This window comes from Bartonella gliris, from assembly GCF_045277155.1.
GTDB lineage: Bacteria > Pseudomonadota > Alphaproteobacteria > Rhizobiales > Rhizobiaceae > Bartonella > Bartonella gliris.
The window spans coordinates 1,938,190-1,953,652 of sequence record NZ_CP123962.1 but is presented as its reverse complement, the minus strand read 5'-3'; the positions used below and the strand labels follow the sequence as shown (position 1 = coordinate 1,953,652).

Genomic DNA, 15,463 nt, shown 5'->3' with positions numbered 1-15,463 from the left:
CAGTATATATTTTAAAAAATCTTATTTTTGTCCTAATTTTATTCTATAATCTTTTGCTTTACGTTCAACTAAATGGCTCTTTATTCGTTTTGCCACAATAAAATCCAAAAGCGTTCAGGCTCTATTCAGTTTGGCACGTATAGAATATGAAAAAATGCGAATTTATACCAAGGAGCGTTGTTATGAAAAAAGTAATTAGACTAGCAGTGTTATCAGCAATGTCAACTGCAACCGTTTTGATACCATTAGGTACAACGCTTGCGGATATGGCATCATCTCATCGTGACTATATTAGTAGAGAAATGGAGAAAGAGAGGAAGAGAATGGAAGCGGAATTCAATTTCCCTTCTCATAATTTTAACATCCGTTCTGATGATTATAGCTCTCGTTCTGTTCTTAGTAAGCATCACCCTTTTTATTCTTCTGATAATCGCCATCACCATCACCATCATGTTGATCATAGAAGGAGGGAAAAACAAAAACATCATGTTGAACGCAAAACATACCGTTATGTTGAGCGCAAAACGACAACACACCATCATATACATGAACATCATGTGAATCGTGATAACTCAGGAGATACTTTAGCAGCAGGAATTATTGGTCTTGCCGCAGGCGCAATCCTCGGCAATGTTCTAAAGCAACCAAAACAGCCACAAATTGTCTACCAAACTGTACCACAAAATCGTGTAGTGTACCAAGAAGTTCCACAAGTAGTTTACCAACAAGTTCCAAAAAGTCAGGTAATTTATGAAATACAACCAGAAATAACATATCAACCATGGACTACTGAGTGGAGTCAATATTGTAAGAAAAGATACCGTTCATTTAACCCTAAAACAGGAACTTTTCGAGGCTATGATGGCTTAGATTACTTCTGCTATGCTCCAGTAAAATGATTGAATTCACCTTGCAAAAAACCCGCTCTAAAGTGGGTTTTTTTGTTTGTTCATTCATTGATTCCTTGCAAAAAAGGATTCCACTGGCGCTCATAGCCGAGTTGACTTCCTGGACCATGACCACAGATGAAACGAACGTCGTCGCCTAAAGGTAATACTTTTTCCTTAAGAGATTTCATCAATGCTTCATGAGAACAGAATGGAAAATCCGTACGCCCAATAGAACCACGAAAAAGCACATCACCCAATAGGGCTAAGCGTTCTTTTTCATTGAAATAAATGACATGACCAGGAGAATGTCCTGGAGTATGAAAAACCCTAAACACATGTCCAGCAAAATGAACGCTCTCACCATCTTCTAACCATTGATCAGGAATACAAATGCATGCATCAGTTATACCATAGTTTTTTGCGCTTTCGCTTACAGCATCCATTACCGGCTTATCATCACGATGTGAACCAATAATTTTCACATTAAGCGCCTCTTTAGCTTGCATTGCCGCTCCCACATGATCAATATGACCATGTGTTATCCAAATAGCCTCAACCATAACCCCACTCTTTTGGATCGCTTCTTGAATGCGAGGCCAATCACCACCAGGATCAACTAAAACCCCTGTTTTACATTCATTATCAAAAAGCAGAGTGCAATTTTGTTGGAAAGACGTAACTGGGATAATATGTATATTAAGACTACCCATGATATCCTTTTCAAAAATAATTTTTTTCAAGCTTATAAATAACACTCCCTCTACTTTAAAGTAAAGGTGCCAACTCGACAGCTTTATGCAAGTTATGTAAACTTGCATTTTGTGTAAACTGAATTTTTATCAAGGCTTTGAAGAATGACAGATCACGTTCAAGTTTTGTGTGATGACGCACCTCACCTTCTTGTGATTGATGACGACACCCGTATTCGCAATCTCTTATTTCAATTTCTCATTAAAAATGGATTTCGTGTTTCAGTCTCTGCCAATGCCGATGAAGCAAGACGACAACTTGCAAGCTTAAATTTTGATCTCCTTATAGTTGATGTCATGATGCCCGGCGAAAATGGCATTGATCTCACCCATTCACTCCGTCAAACAAAAGATGTTCCCATTCTCATGCTTACAGCTTTATCGGAAACAGACAATCGCATCCATGGATTAGAAGCAGGTGCGGATGACTATCTCGCTAAACCGTTTGATCCCCGTGAACTTTTGCTTCGTATCCATGCTATTTTACGTCGTGGTTTTCCATCGAACCAACCAAAAATCGAGCAAATAGTTTTTGGACCTTATATATTTTCAATTTCACGACGTGAACTTAAAAAAGAAGGACAAATTATTAAATTAACAGATAAAGAACAAGAAATGATGGTTATTTTTGCCGAAAATGCAGGTGATACAATTCCGCGCCATAAATTCGCAATGAATGACAGTAATATTGGTGAACGTGCCATTGATGTACAGATCAATCGTCTGCGTCGTAAGATTGAACAAAACCCAACAATCCCCACATGGCTCCAAACTGTGCGCGGAATAGGTTATAAACTCTCCATTGAGTAGGCGCATAATGATCAAATCTTCAAGAAAATTTGCCCGATGGTTAACAAAGAAGATGCCTAAACGGCTTTATGCTCGCTCTTTAATTATCATTATCGCTCCTATGGTACTCCTGCAAACAGTCATTGCTTACGTCTTTATGGAACGCCATTGGCAAATGGTGACAGAGCGTCTTTCAACCGCCGTTGTCCATGATATTTCAGCCATTATTGATATCATTGAAACATATCCGCAACAAGATAATTATGAAGATATCAAGCGTATTGCACAACAACGCATGGGATTAAACATTTCTATTCTACCACCTGCCCCCCTCCCTCCTCCAGGACCTAAACCATTTTTTGCAATTCTTGATTATTTTCTAAGTGAAGAAATCACCCGCCAAATTAATCGCCCCTTCTGGATTGATACAGTAGGGGATTCTAATCTTGTCGAAATCCGCATCCACCTTGGTCACAACATCCTGCGCGTCTTTGCACTACGCAGCCAAGCCTATGCTTCCAATACTGGTATTTTTTTAAGCTGGATGGTAGGAACAGCTCTTGTTTTATTGCTGATAGCCATTTACTTCTTGCGCAACCAAATCAAACCGATTCAACAATTGGCTGAAGCAGCCGAAAGCTTTGGACGCGGTCGTCCTTTACCAGAAGGATTTCAACCACAAGGAGCTGATGAAGTTCGTCGTGCTGGCATTGCTTTTTTACGTATGCGAGAACGCATTGAACGCCAAATCGAACAACGCACCATGATGCTCTCAGGCGTAAGCCATGATTTAAGAACCATTCTTACCCGCTTTAAACTACAGCTAGCGTTAGCAAATACTGACTTTGACATGAACCCGCTTGAGCAAGACGTTAGCGACATGCAAAATATGTTAGAAGGCTATCTTGCTTTTGCACGCGGTGAAGGCAATGAAAGTATTAAAACCTTTGATTTAAATGCCCTTATGCAAAAATTCTCTGCTGATGCTTATCTTCATAAGCGTCAATTTTCTTATACCATTGAAGGCCCTACAAAAATACAGGCACGTCCCCATGCCTTTACTCGCCTCATCAGCAATCTTGTGTCAAATGCATTTTGTTACGCCAATACCGTTAAACTAACCGCCACATACCAACAAGAATCTTTGATAATGACTATTGACGATGATGGACCAGGCATTGATAAAAATATGCGTACAGAAGTATTTAAACCGTTCTTTAGACTTGATAAAGCACGAAATCAAGACGCGAGTGGAACCGGTCTTGGTCTTTCTATTGCCCAAGACATAGCGCGTAGCCATGGCGGCAACATTCAATTAGATGATAGCCCCTTAGGGGGATTACGCGCTATTATTGATATCCCCTTATAAGAAATATTTTCACCGCTCATTGATAATAAAATAATTGCTAAAGGATTTAGGCGTTCCCAACAGTTTCAAACAAAGTGTATTGCAGTGCCTTGTAAGCACTCTCGCCAGACCAAGCAACCATCTGAAACGCAGCATAATGGCTTTCACAGATTTTAAGCGCATGTATCAACAATGTTTCAACCTGTATATGAGATGGAGGCACTCCACCAGCCAGAAGAAGACCCTGTCGATAAATCACCGAATTGTCGCCCTGCCAGTAATCAAAATGCCCCAGCAATAATTTTGCATTAATTGCCAGCAATAAGCGATGCATTTCTGCTGTTCGACCATTTTCAATAAAAAGATCAAATGCACAAGCTAAATGAAGAGCTTCATGCTCTTCCATCCATGAAAAGGCAAGGCGATAATTCGCCCATTTCCCTTCTACACAAACACTAATTTCATCTTCTGCATTCCGCTCAAAAGACCAATCGTATTTACAGGCAATCTGTTCGATAAAGTCAACAGGATGCTCTTCTCTTTCTGTGGCGCAAAATGCAAGCCTCATCATTAACCCTCAATAAATATTAACAACGTTGTCAACAGCATACAAAATACCTAAACTGTAACAATACTTTGCTACAATCAAAGCCCTCACACCAAACAAATACTCATTAAAAATACTAAAAGCACACAATATATGGAAACGAGTGATGGTTCCCAAGTAACACACCTGACAATGGTAAAACGAATCATCAAGTTTTTTCAGTGTATTGATACAATTTCATAGCGCCAGCCCCCTGATTCAAAAAAATGTTTTTTTTATAAAAAAACAAACCGAAAAAAAGAGACAATCAGCTCTAACAGACTCAGGATTAAGCATTTTTTAGTTTCATGCACCACATTGAAAAATTGGGGATATTTTTTCTTAAACTATAATTTTTTTACAAAAAACCATTTGAGTTTTTTTGCGTTTGCATTTTTTCCAAATCATCAAGACGTTTTTTCAACTCAGCATTGTCGGCATGTACTTTCAACACCATCTCTTTGAATGCTTCAAATTCTTCACGTGAAATAAGATCAAGTTTATTCGCTATCTTTTCAGCCTGCAAACGAAAAGCTGTTCCGGCTTCACGTTTTATACCTTGTGCAACATCAACTGCATCTGTTGCTAATTTTGCTAATTCATCAAAAATACGGTTTGATCCATTACGCATGTCGTTTTTTCCCTTAATTTCAATTACTGACGCACGCACCATAGCGTGTTTTCATAACATTTAGATACTATATTTGTTCCCTTCACTCTATAGATTTCACATCACTATACAGATTCTTAAGCCTTTGTTATATTCCCTTTACCATACGAAATTTTACCACATTAAACGGTGGAAACCTTTCACTCTCCTGATTGACCATTGTGCATTCATCTGTCATTTCTGGGCATCATCTAACATTAATAAATCAGTCTAACATTAATAAATATAAAGCGCTTGCTCATGAATGATCTTTCTTGTCCTGCCATTGCTTTTCCATCTTTTCTCGACCCTATTATTGTCCGTGTAGGCCCAATAGCTCTCCATTGGTATGGATTTGGTTATGTTGTAGGTATTCTTTTTGCTTGGTGGTATGCGCAAAAATTATTAAAAGGACAATCCCTATGGTATGCAAACCAACCTCCTACAGATAAAGAAAAGATAGGAGATTTTGTTGTCTGGTCTGCTATCAGTGTCGTTGTTGGTGGTCGCTTAGGACAAGTGCTTGTATGGGATCCGGCTTATTACTTTAGCCAACCAAGTACCATCATCGCAGTATGGGATGGGGGAATGTCCTTTCACGGCGGACTTATTGGCATCATCATTGCAATGATCTTGTTTGCTCGTAAAAACAACATCAACATACCAGCAATGTTTGATATAGTTGCTGCAGGTGCTCCTATTGGCATCGGCATTGTACGAATATGCAACTTCATCAACCAAGAATTATGGGGCAATATCACCTCACACCCTTGGGGCGTTTGTTTCCCCTTAGATCCTCAATATCTACCGCGCCATCCAAGCCAACTTTATGAAGCGTTCATGGAAGGATTTCTTCTTTTCATTATCTTGTCTATTATTATTTTTGCTTTCAAAGCATTAAAGCGCCCTGGCGCCGTGGCAGGAACATTTATTATAGGCTACGCAATAGCACGGAGCATTTCAGAAATTTACCGTGCTCCTCAAGAAGATCCAGAATGGTTTTCTAATCTTTTTCATTCCACTGGTTTTACCTATGGTATGGCTTTATCTCTTCCTATGTTTTTTTTGGGATTTTATCTCCTTCTCCAAGCCTTTAGACACCAATCCATAGAATAATGACGAGCCTCAAAGAAAAAATTAAAGAAATTATTGCACTTAATGGACCAATCACTGTTAGCCAATATATGACGTTGGCACTTACTGATCCCCAATTTGGCTATTATCAAACACAAAAACCTTTTGGGCGTGCCGGTGATTTCATCACTGCACCTGAAATAAGCCAATTGTTTGGAGAAATGATCGGCATTTGGACTCTCGCAAATTGGAAAGCCCAAGGTTGTCCTCACCCTTTCATTCTAGCTGAAATAGGTCCAGGACGTGGGACTCTCATGGATGATGTTTTGCGTACCATTCAAAAATTATGCACTCCAGCATTTGAAGCTGCTGAAATTTTTCTTATTGAAATAAGTAAACAGCTTGCAAAAGAACAAAAAAAGCGCCTCTCACCTTATCAAAAAGAAATCTATAGCATTGAAACCTTTGATCAAATCCCCTCGGGACCTCTTTTCTTAATTGCCAATGAGTTCTTCGATACACTCCCGATCAACCAATATATTAAAATCAATGGAAAATGGAAAGAACGCCGCATTACAGTTAACCAAAATGGAGACTTCACATTTATTGCCGGGCCGCGTACAATTTGTCCTTTTGATTTACAATCCTACTGTTCTGAAATACCTGATGGAACAATTTTTGAACATGCGCCCTTACGACACCAATTAATGCGAAAAATCAGCAGACGCTTAGTACAAATGAAAGGTTCTGCTCTGCTCATCGATTATGGTGCCTCTGATCTTGCATTTGGCGATACACTGCAAGCACTCTCAAAGCATAGATTTCGTGATATTTTTGACGCTCCCGGTGTACATGATTTAACATCACATGTTGGTTTTTTCTTTTTAAAAGCAATAGCGCTTAAACAAGGCTGTTTTGCTGAAATTTTGGAACAAGGAGATTTTCTTCTAAAAATGGGTCTGCTGGAACGTGCAAGACAACTTGGTGCCAATAAAAGTGCTGTACTACAAAATAAAATCTGCCAAGATATCGAGCGATTAGCAGCTTCAGATCAAATGGGTAAATTGTTTAAAGTCTTGCACGTGAATGATAAAAATATACCGCTCCCTCCTAGATTTTAAATAACACTTTCCCAAATAACAATCATTGACAAACACTGGCATCTCACGCACCATTCTTATTAAAATAACCATTATATTCAGTTAAGGAAGTTTTATGCAGCCTACCCCTGACCCTATCCTTGCAAAAGATCTTTCTGCTTTACACCGCCAAGGAGTAAAACATGGTTTTTTTACACGTCAAGGGGGTGTTTCAAAAAGCTTTTATCAAAGCCTTAATGTCGGCCAAAGCTCGAATGATCACCCTGAACATATTGCACAAAACCGTACTTTAATCGCTCATTATTTCGGTGTTGAAGTACAAAATTTAGTCACTGTCAATCAGATACACTCTTGTGAAGTCGTTGTCGTTGATCAAGCTTTTATCGGCCAACCTCCTCAAGCTGATGCTCTTGTTACGTCCACAAAAGATCTCGTAATTGGCATTCTTACAGCAGATTGTGGACCAATTCTGTTCGCTGATCCACAAGCAGGTGTCATCGCCGCTACACATGCTGGCTGGCGAGGGAGCTTAAATGGAATTGTGGAAAAAACAATTTCTGTTATGGAAGAACAAGGTGCTAAACGACAATCAATAACAGCGGTTCTTGGACCTTGTATTGGTCCTTGTCACTATGAAGTAACAGACGAATTTTACAACCAATTTATTGATTGCCACAGTAAATTCCAAAAATATTTTTTAAAAACAGATAAAGTAAATCACTTTAGCTTTAATCTATGGGCATTCATTATGAATCAACTCATAGAAGCAGGAATCAATGCTTCTTGTCTTAAGCTTTGCACTTACCAAGATGAACAGCGTTTTTTCTCCTATCGCCGAGCTGTACACCGCAACGAACCCGATTACGGACGACAAATTTCTGCTATTATGCTGAAAAATAAAAAATGAGTCCCTTTTTTGCCTTAGAACAATACAAAACTGCGAGACTAAACTTTTTACACAACTGAAAAAATAAATCCAGTTGCACTTTACCTTTTCCAATCAACACGTTGATTTATAAATATAATTCATCATTTTTATATTAAATTACTCACAACCGTTCCCTTGTAGGTTACAAATGTGGTGGGCGTGTGAGTAAAAAACACTTAAGAAAGGAGTAAAAATGCCTCTCATGAATGCTCTCAAATGCAAGGGCTGTCGCAATATTGGGAGCTGGCAAATAATATAATGATGCCGGTTTGCACCTTCACAAGCGTAAAAGTAGCGGTACACAATGGCTTTGCCGTTATATCTTCACGGACCCCATCGTAAAATATTCTTGGGAGCATTAAGTGATGTTTCCTTAAAACAAACCCGTGAATTCACAATACAATGGCGTTCTGTTTTGCGTGAGAGGTGTGCCCCCATAAAAAACGTGAGAAACAAAAGTGCGAGGCAATGTGCAATCTCCATTATCTAAAAGACATTGCTATGGATGCTTTTAAAAGTCATAAAGCTGAAATTAAAGGATGATAGTAAAGATAAAGACTGTTTTCACCTTTACGCCTTCATATTCTAGCAAAATTAGGCTATATTCCCGTTACAGCCCAATAACCCATTGGTTTACAAAATATAATAGCTTTCGCTATTATCATTTTCAATTCTTGGCTGTAATGATTGCATTCAAGATACCACTTTTACTTCCCCCCCTTATTCGTCTCAAACATGGGAAATCACTCATATTGAAGGCGTTCTTTTATAAAGTACAGCAAAAAAGCTTAATCAATATGTATCTTTAAGTAACAAAAATTTTGGAAAAAGAGAAAACAAAACACACAGCTTCTTTAACAATGAAGGATAAAATTATAGTGCTTTTATAATTGTTTTCTTGCAATCTAGTCATAAAAAGTTAAAACCGTATCATACTCTATCATGATTACTCAGAGGTTCTACTATGAAGCTTTTCTGCGGCAATTCTAATCCACGCCTTGCTGAAGATGTTGCAAACTATTTAAGTATTCCCTTGGGCAAAGCAACAGTAAAGCGCTTTGCTGATCAAGAAATTTTCGTAGAATTACACGAAAATGTACGTGGGCAAGATGTTTTTGTTTTGCAATCCTCATCCTATCCAGCAAACGATCATTTGATGGAATTGCTCATCATGATTGATGCGCTTCGCCGTTCTTCCGCACGTCGTATCACAGCTGTTATACCCTATTTTGGCTATGCGCGCCAAGACCGTAAACCTGGACCACGCACTCCCATTTCTGCAAAACTTGTTGCCAACCTCATTACTGAAGCAGGAGCCCATCGCGTTTTAACATTGGATCTTCATGCAGGACAAATTCAAGGTTTTTTTGATATTCCAACAGATAATCTCTATGCGGTTCCAGTTATTTCTCGCGATGTCAAGATGCATTACTCTCTTGAAAATGTTATTGTTGTTTCACCTGATGTCGGTGGTGTGGTACGTGCACGCTCGCTTGCCAAGCGCTTAAACAGTTTGCTTGCTATTGTTGATAAACGTCGCGAACGTCCTGGTGAATCAGAGGTTATGAATATCATTGGAGATGTATCCGAAAAAGATTGTCTTTTGCTCGATGATATTGTTGATTCAGGTGGAACTCTATGCAATGCAGCAAGCGCTCTCCTTAAACACGGTGCTAAGAGCGTCACAGCTTATATTACACACGGTGTCCTTTCTGGAAATGCTATCGAACGTATTACAAATTCAGAAATGAAAGAATTGGTTATTACGGATTCAATTATGCCAACGGAAGCAATTGAGAAAGCACATAATATTCGTGTTTTGCCAATTGCCGATCTCATTGGAGAAGCGATCGCGAGAACAGCAGCAGAACAATCTGTCTCGAGTTTATTTGGTTAAACCGGTTCCTTGGGATTTCCTGGTGCTGTTTCTACACCAAGATCAGGAAAAGCTATGATGCGTTGACCGCTAAAATGGGTATGGATAACAATGAGTCCACGCTCTTCAAAATAGGTTAAAAGTCGGCGTGCACGACTTAAAGAATGGGTTCCATAAAGACGTGCCAAAAATGCATCTGACGGACACGGTTTTCCGCCTAATGCGGCTTGTGCTACATGCAAAAAAACACCTTGAACATCATCCTCTAAACTTTCCGAGAGATGCAAAATACGTTTCCAGTTTTCACTCACAGCGGTTTCTTCGTCGACACAAGCTTGAGCAATGGCTAATTTACGCCGAAATTGCGAAAGATTTAAAAGATCTCCTGAGTGACCATGAATACGACAACGAACCAAGAAATCTTGATAAAGCACTGCTGTTGAACGATAAAAAGCCTCAGGATCATCAAGAATTTCGCGAATAACACGTTCTGCTTGGATATCACGATCAACAGCAGAAAGTTCAGGAAATAAACTTGCTTCTTCTTCCAACAATTCTTGTTTTTTCTGCACAGCCTCCTCTAACATCTCATGAATTGATTTTTCTTTCACCAGCTCTCGTGATTGTTTAAATGGAATTAAAATTTCCTCTGGCGAAGCCGTAAAAACGAGTTCTTTCACATCAGCACGCTCTGTTGGAAGCGGCATTAATTTTGGACTAGAAGAGCGTGCCAATGTCTCGACAGGACCAATAATGATAGGTAAAGGACGTCGTGATAAAGCCGGCCCTAAGGCTATAAAATGACCGCGTTCAAGATCTCTAAACATTTCTGCTTGGCGCCGCTCCATTCCCAAAAGATCAGCAGCACGCACCATATCAATATCTAAAAAAGTTCGTCCTATTAGAAAATTTGATGCTTCAGCAGCTACGTTTTTAGCAAGCTTAGCCAAACGCTGTGTAGCAATAACACCAGCAAGACCACGTTTGCGCCCTCGACACATAAGATTGGTCATAGCACTAAGCGAAATCTTACGTGCTTCATCAGAAACTTCTCCCGCAGCAGCAGGAGCAAACAATTGTGCTTCATCGACAACAATAAGCATAGGATACCAATAATCGCGCTCTACATCAAACAATGCGCCAAGAAAAGCACCAACAGCGCGCATCTGTTGTTCAGTATCCAAACCTTCAAGATTGAACACCACCGAAACGCGATGTTGACGAATTCGATGAGCAATACGCGTCAGTTCTAGTTCGCTCCGTTGAGCCTCCACAATAACATGACCAAATTTATCTGCTAAAGTTACAAAATCACCCTCCGGATCAATCACACAATGTTGTACCCATGAAGCACTTTGTTCAAGAAGACGGCGAAGAAGATGTGATTTTCCTGAACCAGAATTGCCTTGCACAAGAAGACGCGTCGCCAATAATTCTTCCAAATCAACGAATGCTGGCACAGATTTACGCAAAACACTACATTCTGCCATCTCACCCAAGGCGATCTCAACCTTCATAACATCTCCAGTATTTGATTTTGTATCGACTAATATTTATTCTCTATCTAAACCATATTTGTAACATTTCCTCTTTCTCAACGATAGAAATCATCGATTTTTCCCACAACTCTTGCATCTGCGAATGGTTTGAATTATAGAAAAGCTTCTGCGTAGACACCCTTGGAGGCAACGCAGAATGGAGCAATCGCTGCTTGATAGCGTCTATCTTCATATTCATGCAAAAACTATTGTTGGTTTTTGATGGATCTCCAATTATATAAAAGGACTTAAATTATGAGTAAAAGCTACACTCTTAAGGCCGAAATACGCGAGCGGGTTGGTAAGGGGTCCTCCCGTGAACTTCGCCGCAACGGTCTCATTCCTGCTGTCATTTATGGTGAAAAACAACCCCCTTTGGCAATCACAGTTCCCTATAAAGAAATTTTCTACAAAATTCACGCTGGTGGTTTTCGTACGACCATTGCAACTATTGCAATTGGCAAACAAAAAATTATGGTTTTACCAAAAGATTACCAATTAGATCCCGTGCGTGACTTTCCCTTACATGTAGATTTCCTCCGTATTTCAGCAAAATCCGTTGTGGAAGTGAATATTCCTGTACACTTTCTCAATGAAGATACAGCGCCCGGACTTAAAAAGGGAGGTGTCCTCAATATTGTTCGCCACGAAATTGAATGTACCGCTCCAGCAAATGCTATCCCTGAAGCAATTGAGATTGATCTCTCCAGCTATTCTATTGGTGATTCTATCCATATTTCAGCAGTACAATTGCCCGAAGGAGTTACCCCGGTTATTCAAGATCGAGACTTTACCATTGCAACCATTGCAGCCCCTGCTGGCATGGATGTTGGTGATGAAAATTCCGAACAAGAGAATAATGACGATAACGCAAAAACTTGATAAATTTCAGCAGGCGGGAAAAATTCCCGCCTTTATTTAAAGTTTAAAAACTTCTCATACTTTACTGAAGGTGCATATGTGGCTTATTGCTGGTCTTGGCAATCCTGGTTCACAATACCAAAATAATCGTCATAATATTGGTTTCATGGCGGTTGATGCCATTTATCAGTCCTTCTCTTTTTCGCCATGGTCAAAAAAATTTCAGGCTGAAATCTCCAATGGCCTCATAAATGGGGAAAAAACTCTTCTTATAAAACCCCAAACTTTCATGAATCTCTCTGGCCAAGCTATTGGGGAGGCCTTGAGATTTTACAAATTAGACTTGAAAAATTTGATTATCATCCACGATGAATTAGATTTACCACTTGGAGGTGTGCGTATAAAAATTGGAGGCGGAAGCAATGGACACAACGGTATAAAATCTATTGATGCCCATTGTGGCACTGACTATTGTCGTATACGCTTAGGGATTGGACATCCTGGCTCGAAAGAACTTGTTCATCAACATGTCCTAGGAAATTTTACGAAATCCGACCAAGAATGGTTACCTCTTCTCTTAGACGCAATTGCAAAAAACATTGCTCTCCTCATCAAGGGGGATACGAGTCTCTTTATGCATAAAATCTTACAAGCAACGAAAAACAAAGACCTGCGATAACAATAACAGTTCGTTTATCAGATTCACAAAACAAATCAGCATTGCTTTGTGCAATTGCTGTAAATGATATTCTCTTTTTTGAGAAGAAGCTCATTGAGCTGCAAACCTCAAATGACGTCAAGGAAGCTTGCTAAACTCATTCTTCTTGGAACTAAAAAAATTCACTTGGATTGATCGTTGACTGTAGTGGATCATAAACATTTGATTGTTGACTTAAAACACTAGGTCTACGCTGACCGTTTTGCAACACTACCACGCGCGCGCCAGTAGGAACACGATCATAAAGATCAATAATATCTTGATTGAGCAAACGAATACACCCACTTGAAATAGCACGGCCAATTGACCATGACTCATGTGAACCATGAATGCGGAAGAGCGTATCCTGCCCATTTTTGAAAAGATACAGTGCGCGTGCCCCCAATGGATTATCGGGGCCTGGTGGCATTCCTTTCCCCAAATGACCATAACGCTCTGGTTCTCGAGCCATCATTGCCGCAGTAGGAGCCCAATTTGGCCATCGGCGCTTGCGCTGGACAACCCCCTCACCTTCAAATGCCAACCCTTCCTTACCAACACCAATGCCATAACGCAAAGCTTCTCCATTTTCACCAATAAGGTAAAGAAAACATTCCTGCGTATCTATAACCAATGTCCCCGGTGGATAAGATGTATAATACAACACTTTTTGGCGCCAAAATTTCGGATTAATTGCCGAAAGATCAACAGCAGGTAATAAATAAGGCTCATTCGTTACAGGCGCATATAAGGCCTGTATTTCTGCCGGAATATATTGAACTTGTTGAGAAGAAACAAACGACATATCTGGCTGACGAGTAACGCAGCCAACCAAAGCTAGAGGTGCTGCAATTAAAAAAGCACGACGAGATAACACTCTTATATTTTCTCCAATTAATTCTTCATACAAACCTGCATACTCTTAAAAGATTAGCACACTGTTAACGTTAATGAGGAATTCTCTTATGAAGACAGGGATTTTTAAAATGTGATAAAACAACAGGTTATTTTCCAACATAGCTTTTTTTCTTACCGACAGCAACTGGAGACTGTGACTCTTCTCAAAATATGCTATAGAAATGCCAAAAAATTTATCTTGGACTTATTATAATTAACAGAAAAGAAGGCTCTCATGGGTTTTAAATGCGGTATTGTTGGACTACCTAATGTCGGTAAATCAACCCTTTTTAATGCATTAACAAAAACAGCCACAGCACAAGCTGCTAATTATCCTTTTTGTACAATCGAGCCCAATACTGGGGAAGTCGCTGTTCCAGATTTGCGAATGGAAAAAATTGCATCTATCGCTGGCTCAAAAGAAATCATTCCTACACGCATCAGTTTTGTTGATATTGCCGGACTCGTCCGTGGTGCTTCAAAAGGTGAAGGTTTAGGCAATAAATTTTTAGCCAATATCCGTGAAGTCGATGCTATTATCCACGTTTTGCGCTGTTTTCAAGATGAAGATATTACCCACGTAGAAGGACGTATTGATCCTGTTTCTGATGCCACAACTGTTGAAACAGAACTCATGCTTGCAGATCTTGAAAGTCTTGAACGACGAATTGTACAAATCCGTAAACGTGCAACCGGAAAAGATAAAGAAGCTTTGACAATTCTTCCCGTTATGGAAGCAGCATTAAACTTACTGCAGAAAGGAAACCCTGTTCGGTTATTGCTCAAAGATATCTCTTCCGATGAACGTAACATCCTTGAGAGTTTGAATCTTTTAACCTCCAAACCCGTCCTTTATGTTTGCAATGTAAGCGAAAATGATGCTGCTCATGGAAATAGCTTTACCCAAACGGTTGAAAAAATGGCAACAGAGCAACATGCTCAAAGCATTATCATTTCTGCTTCCATCGAAGCTGAAATCACGCAACTTAATGATGCAGAAGCCACAGAATATCTTAGTGCTCTAGAGCTCTTTGAACCAAGTCTGAATCGCCTTATTCGCGCTGGTTACCATTTGCTTGACCTCATTACTTATTTCACCTGTGGACCTAAAGAAACACGGGCATGGACAATTACGCGTGGCACTAAAGCACCTCAGGCAGCTGGTGTTATTCACTCAGATTTTGAACGCGGTTTCATTCGTGCCCAAACCATCAGCTACGAGGATTATATTGCTCTAGGAGGAGAAAACGGTGCAAAAGAAGCGGGTAAAGCACGTGATGAAGGCAAAGAATACATCGTGCAAGATGGCGATATCATGTTGTTTAAACACAATACCTAATCACCTCTAGAAACGCATAAACCTGTTTGGACTGATGTTCTTTTACAGAGTCTTGCAATGCAGCAACTTCGTTCATACAGATTAGAAAGACGTAAAAAAGAATATCACTTATTCTCTTCTAAAGACAAAGAAAAATAAACTC

14 protein-coding genes and 2 pseudogenes are annotated in these 15,463 nt (G+C 39.6%); 11 read left to right on the top strand and 5 right to left on the bottom strand.

The window, feature by feature from the left end; translation table 11 throughout:
- Positions 1-182 precede the first annotated feature (182 nt).
- Positions 183-899 carry a BA14K family protein gene (locus tag QHG54_RS08590; RefSeq protein WP_406604207.1) on the top strand — a complete coding sequence of 239 codons (717 nt, stop codon included), beginning with the start codon at positions 183-185 and terminating at the stop codon, positions 897-899.
- A gap of 50 nt (positions 900-949) precedes the next feature.
- Here QHG54_RS08590 and QHG54_RS08585 read toward each other — a convergent pair whose 3' ends face one another.
- Positions 950-1,600 carry an MBL fold metallo-hydrolase gene (locus QHG54_RS08585; RefSeq protein WP_317994060.1) on the bottom strand — a complete coding sequence of 217 codons (651 nt, stop codon included), beginning with the start codon at positions 1,598-1,600 and terminating at the stop codon, positions 950-952.
- 144 nt (positions 1,601-1,744) lie between these two features.
- Between QHG54_RS08585 and QHG54_RS08580 the strand changes: the two genes are divergently transcribed.
- Both QHG54_RS08580 and QHG54_RS08575 read left to right on the top strand, forming a co-directional pair.
- Positions 1,745-2,449, top strand: coding sequence for a response regulator (locus QHG54_RS08580; RefSeq protein ID WP_317993527.1), 705 nt, complete (start codon positions 1,745-1,747; stop codon positions 2,447-2,449).
- 7 nt (positions 2,450-2,456) lie between these two features.
- The gene (locus QHG54_RS08575) at positions 2,457-3,797 is read left to right on the top strand and encodes an ATP-binding protein (protein WP_406604206.1); all 1,341 of its coding nucleotides are present in this window, start codon (positions 2,457-2,459) and stop codon (positions 3,795-3,797) included.
- Positions 3,798-3,843: 46 nt separating this feature from the next.
- On the opposite strand, the gene QHG54_RS08570 is transcribed toward QHG54_RS08575, so the two are convergent.
- Together QHG54_RS08570 and QHG54_RS08565 are read right to left on the bottom strand one after the other, a co-directional pair.
- The gene (locus QHG54_RS08570; RefSeq protein WP_317994061.1) at positions 3,844-4,344 is read right to left on the bottom strand and encodes a YbjN domain-containing protein; all 501 of its coding nucleotides are present in this window, start codon (positions 4,342-4,344) and stop codon (positions 3,844-3,846) included.
- A gap of 376 nt (positions 4,345-4,720) precedes the next feature.
- Entirely contained in the window at positions 4,721-4,993 is a 273-nt protein-coding gene (locus QHG54_RS08565) for an accessory factor UbiK family protein (protein WP_317993529.1), read from the bottom strand.
- Between the two features lie 279 nt (positions 4,994-5,272).
- On the opposite strand from QHG54_RS08565, the pseudogene lgt reads away from it, so the two are divergent.
- From lgt to QHG54_RS08540, 5 genes and pseudogenes are all read left to right on the top strand, one after another.
- Positions 5,273-6,152 (top strand): annotated as a pseudogene (gene lgt / locus QHG54_RS08560) (prolipoprotein diacylglyceryl transferase).
- Complete coding sequence (locus QHG54_RS08555; RefSeq protein ID WP_406604205.1) at positions 6,127-7,206, top strand: class I SAM-dependent methyltransferase; 1,080 nt, start codon at positions 6,127-6,129, stop codon at positions 7,204-7,206. Before lgt ends, QHG54_RS08555 begins: the two are co-directional and overlap by 26 nt.
- A 94-nt stretch (positions 7,207-7,300) precedes the next feature.
- Positions 7,301-8,092, top strand: coding sequence for a peptidoglycan editing factor PgeF (pgeF, locus tag QHG54_RS08550; protein ID WP_317993532.1), 792 nt, complete (start codon positions 7,301-7,303; stop codon positions 8,090-8,092).
- A 214-nt stretch (positions 8,093-8,306) separates the two neighbouring features.
- Positions 8,307-8,728 (top strand): annotated as a pseudogene (locus QHG54_RS08545) (Arm DNA-binding domain-containing protein); the annotation flags it as partial.
- 349 nt (positions 8,729-9,077) lie between these two features.
- Positions 9,078-10,010, top strand: coding sequence for a ribose-phosphate pyrophosphokinase (locus QHG54_RS08540; protein ID WP_317993533.1), 933 nt, complete (start codon positions 9,078-9,080; stop codon positions 10,008-10,010).
- Here QHG54_RS08540 and QHG54_RS08535 read toward each other — a convergent pair.
- Positions 10,007-11,506, bottom strand: a complete 1,500-nt coding sequence (locus QHG54_RS08535) for an ATP-binding protein (RefSeq protein ID WP_317993534.1) — start codon at positions 11,504-11,506, stop codon at positions 10,007-10,009. The two genes, QHG54_RS08540 and QHG54_RS08535, sit on opposite strands and share 4 nt — an antisense overlap.
- 276 nt (positions 11,507-11,782) lie before the next feature.
- Here QHG54_RS08535 and QHG54_RS08530 point away from each other — a divergent pair, with 276 nt between their 5' ends.
- Together QHG54_RS08530 and pth are read left to right on the top strand one after the other, a co-directional pair.
- Positions 11,783-12,409, top strand: coding sequence for a 50S ribosomal protein L25/general stress protein Ctc (locus QHG54_RS08530; protein WP_317993535.1), 627 nt, complete (start codon positions 11,783-11,785; stop codon positions 12,407-12,409).
- 76 nt (positions 12,410-12,485) lie between these two features.
- Positions 12,486-13,067, top strand: a complete 582-nt coding sequence (gene pth / locus QHG54_RS08525) for an aminoacyl-tRNA hydrolase (protein ID WP_317993536.1) — start codon at positions 12,486-12,488, stop codon at positions 13,065-13,067.
- Positions 13,068-13,218: 151 nt separating this feature from the next.
- Here pth and QHG54_RS08520 read toward each other — a convergent pair whose 3' ends face one another.
- Positions 13,219-13,962 carry a L,D-transpeptidase gene (locus tag QHG54_RS08520; protein WP_317994062.1) on the bottom strand — a complete coding sequence of 248 codons (744 nt, stop codon included), beginning with the start codon at positions 13,960-13,962 and terminating at the stop codon, positions 13,219-13,221.
- Positions 13,963-14,217: 255 nt separating this feature from the next.
- Here QHG54_RS08520 and ychF point away from each other — a divergent pair, with 255 nt between their 5' ends.
- Complete coding sequence (gene ychF / locus QHG54_RS08515; RefSeq protein ID WP_406604204.1) at positions 14,218-15,321, top strand: redox-regulated ATPase YchF; 1,104 nt, start codon at positions 14,218-14,220, stop codon at positions 15,319-15,321.
- The last annotated feature ends 142 nt before the right edge of the window (positions 15,322-15,463 follow it).

Excerpts from the sequence above, each read along its gene's own strand:
- ychF (WP_406604204.1), top strand. The coding sequence starts at position 14,218 with ATGGGTTTTAAATGCGGTATTGTTGGACTACCTAATGTCGGTAAATCA.
- QHG54_RS08530 (WP_317993535.1), top strand. The coding sequence starts at position 11,783 with ATGAGTAAAAGCTACACTCTTAAGGCCGAAATACGCGAGCGGGTTGGT.
- QHG54_RS08565 (WP_317993529.1), bottom strand. The coding sequence starts at position 4,993 with ATGCGTAATGGATCAAACCGTATTTTTGATGAATTAGCAAAATTAGCA.
- QHG54_RS08585 (WP_317994060.1), bottom strand. The coding sequence starts at position 1,600 with ATGGGTAGTCTTAATATACATATTATCCCAGTTACGTCTTTCCAACAA.
- QHG54_RS08540 (WP_317993533.1), top strand. The coding sequence starts at position 9,078 with ATGAAGCTTTTCTGCGGCAATTCTAATCCACGCCTTGCTGAAGATGTT.
- pgeF (WP_317993532.1), top strand. The coding sequence starts at position 7,301 with ATGCAGCCTACCCCTGACCCTATCCTTGCAAAAGATCTTTCTGCTTTA.
- QHG54_RS08575 (WP_406604206.1), top strand. The coding sequence starts at position 2,457 with ATGATCAAATCTTCAAGAAAATTTGCCCGATGGTTAACAAAGAAGATG.
- pth (WP_317993536.1), top strand. The coding sequence starts at position 12,486 with ATGTGGCTTATTGCTGGTCTTGGCAATCCTGGTTCACAATACCAAAAT.
- QHG54_RS08580 (WP_317993527.1), top strand. The coding sequence starts at position 1,745 with ATGACAGATCACGTTCAAGTTTTGTGTGATGACGCACCTCACCTTCTT.
- QHG54_RS08535 (WP_317993534.1), bottom strand. The coding sequence starts at position 11,506 with ATGAAGGTTGAGATCGCCTTGGGTGAGATGGCAGAATGTAGTGTTTTG.
- QHG54_RS08590 (WP_406604207.1), top strand. The coding sequence starts at position 183 with ATGAAAAAAGTAATTAGACTAGCAGTGTTATCAGCAATGTCAACTGCA.
- QHG54_RS08555 (WP_406604205.1), top strand. The coding sequence starts at position 6,127 with ATGACGAGCCTCAAAGAAAAAATTAAAGAAATTATTGCACTTAATGGA.
- QHG54_RS08570 (WP_317994061.1), bottom strand. The coding sequence starts at position 4,344 with ATGAGGCTTGCATTTTGCGCCACAGAAAGAGAAGAGCATCCTGTTGAC.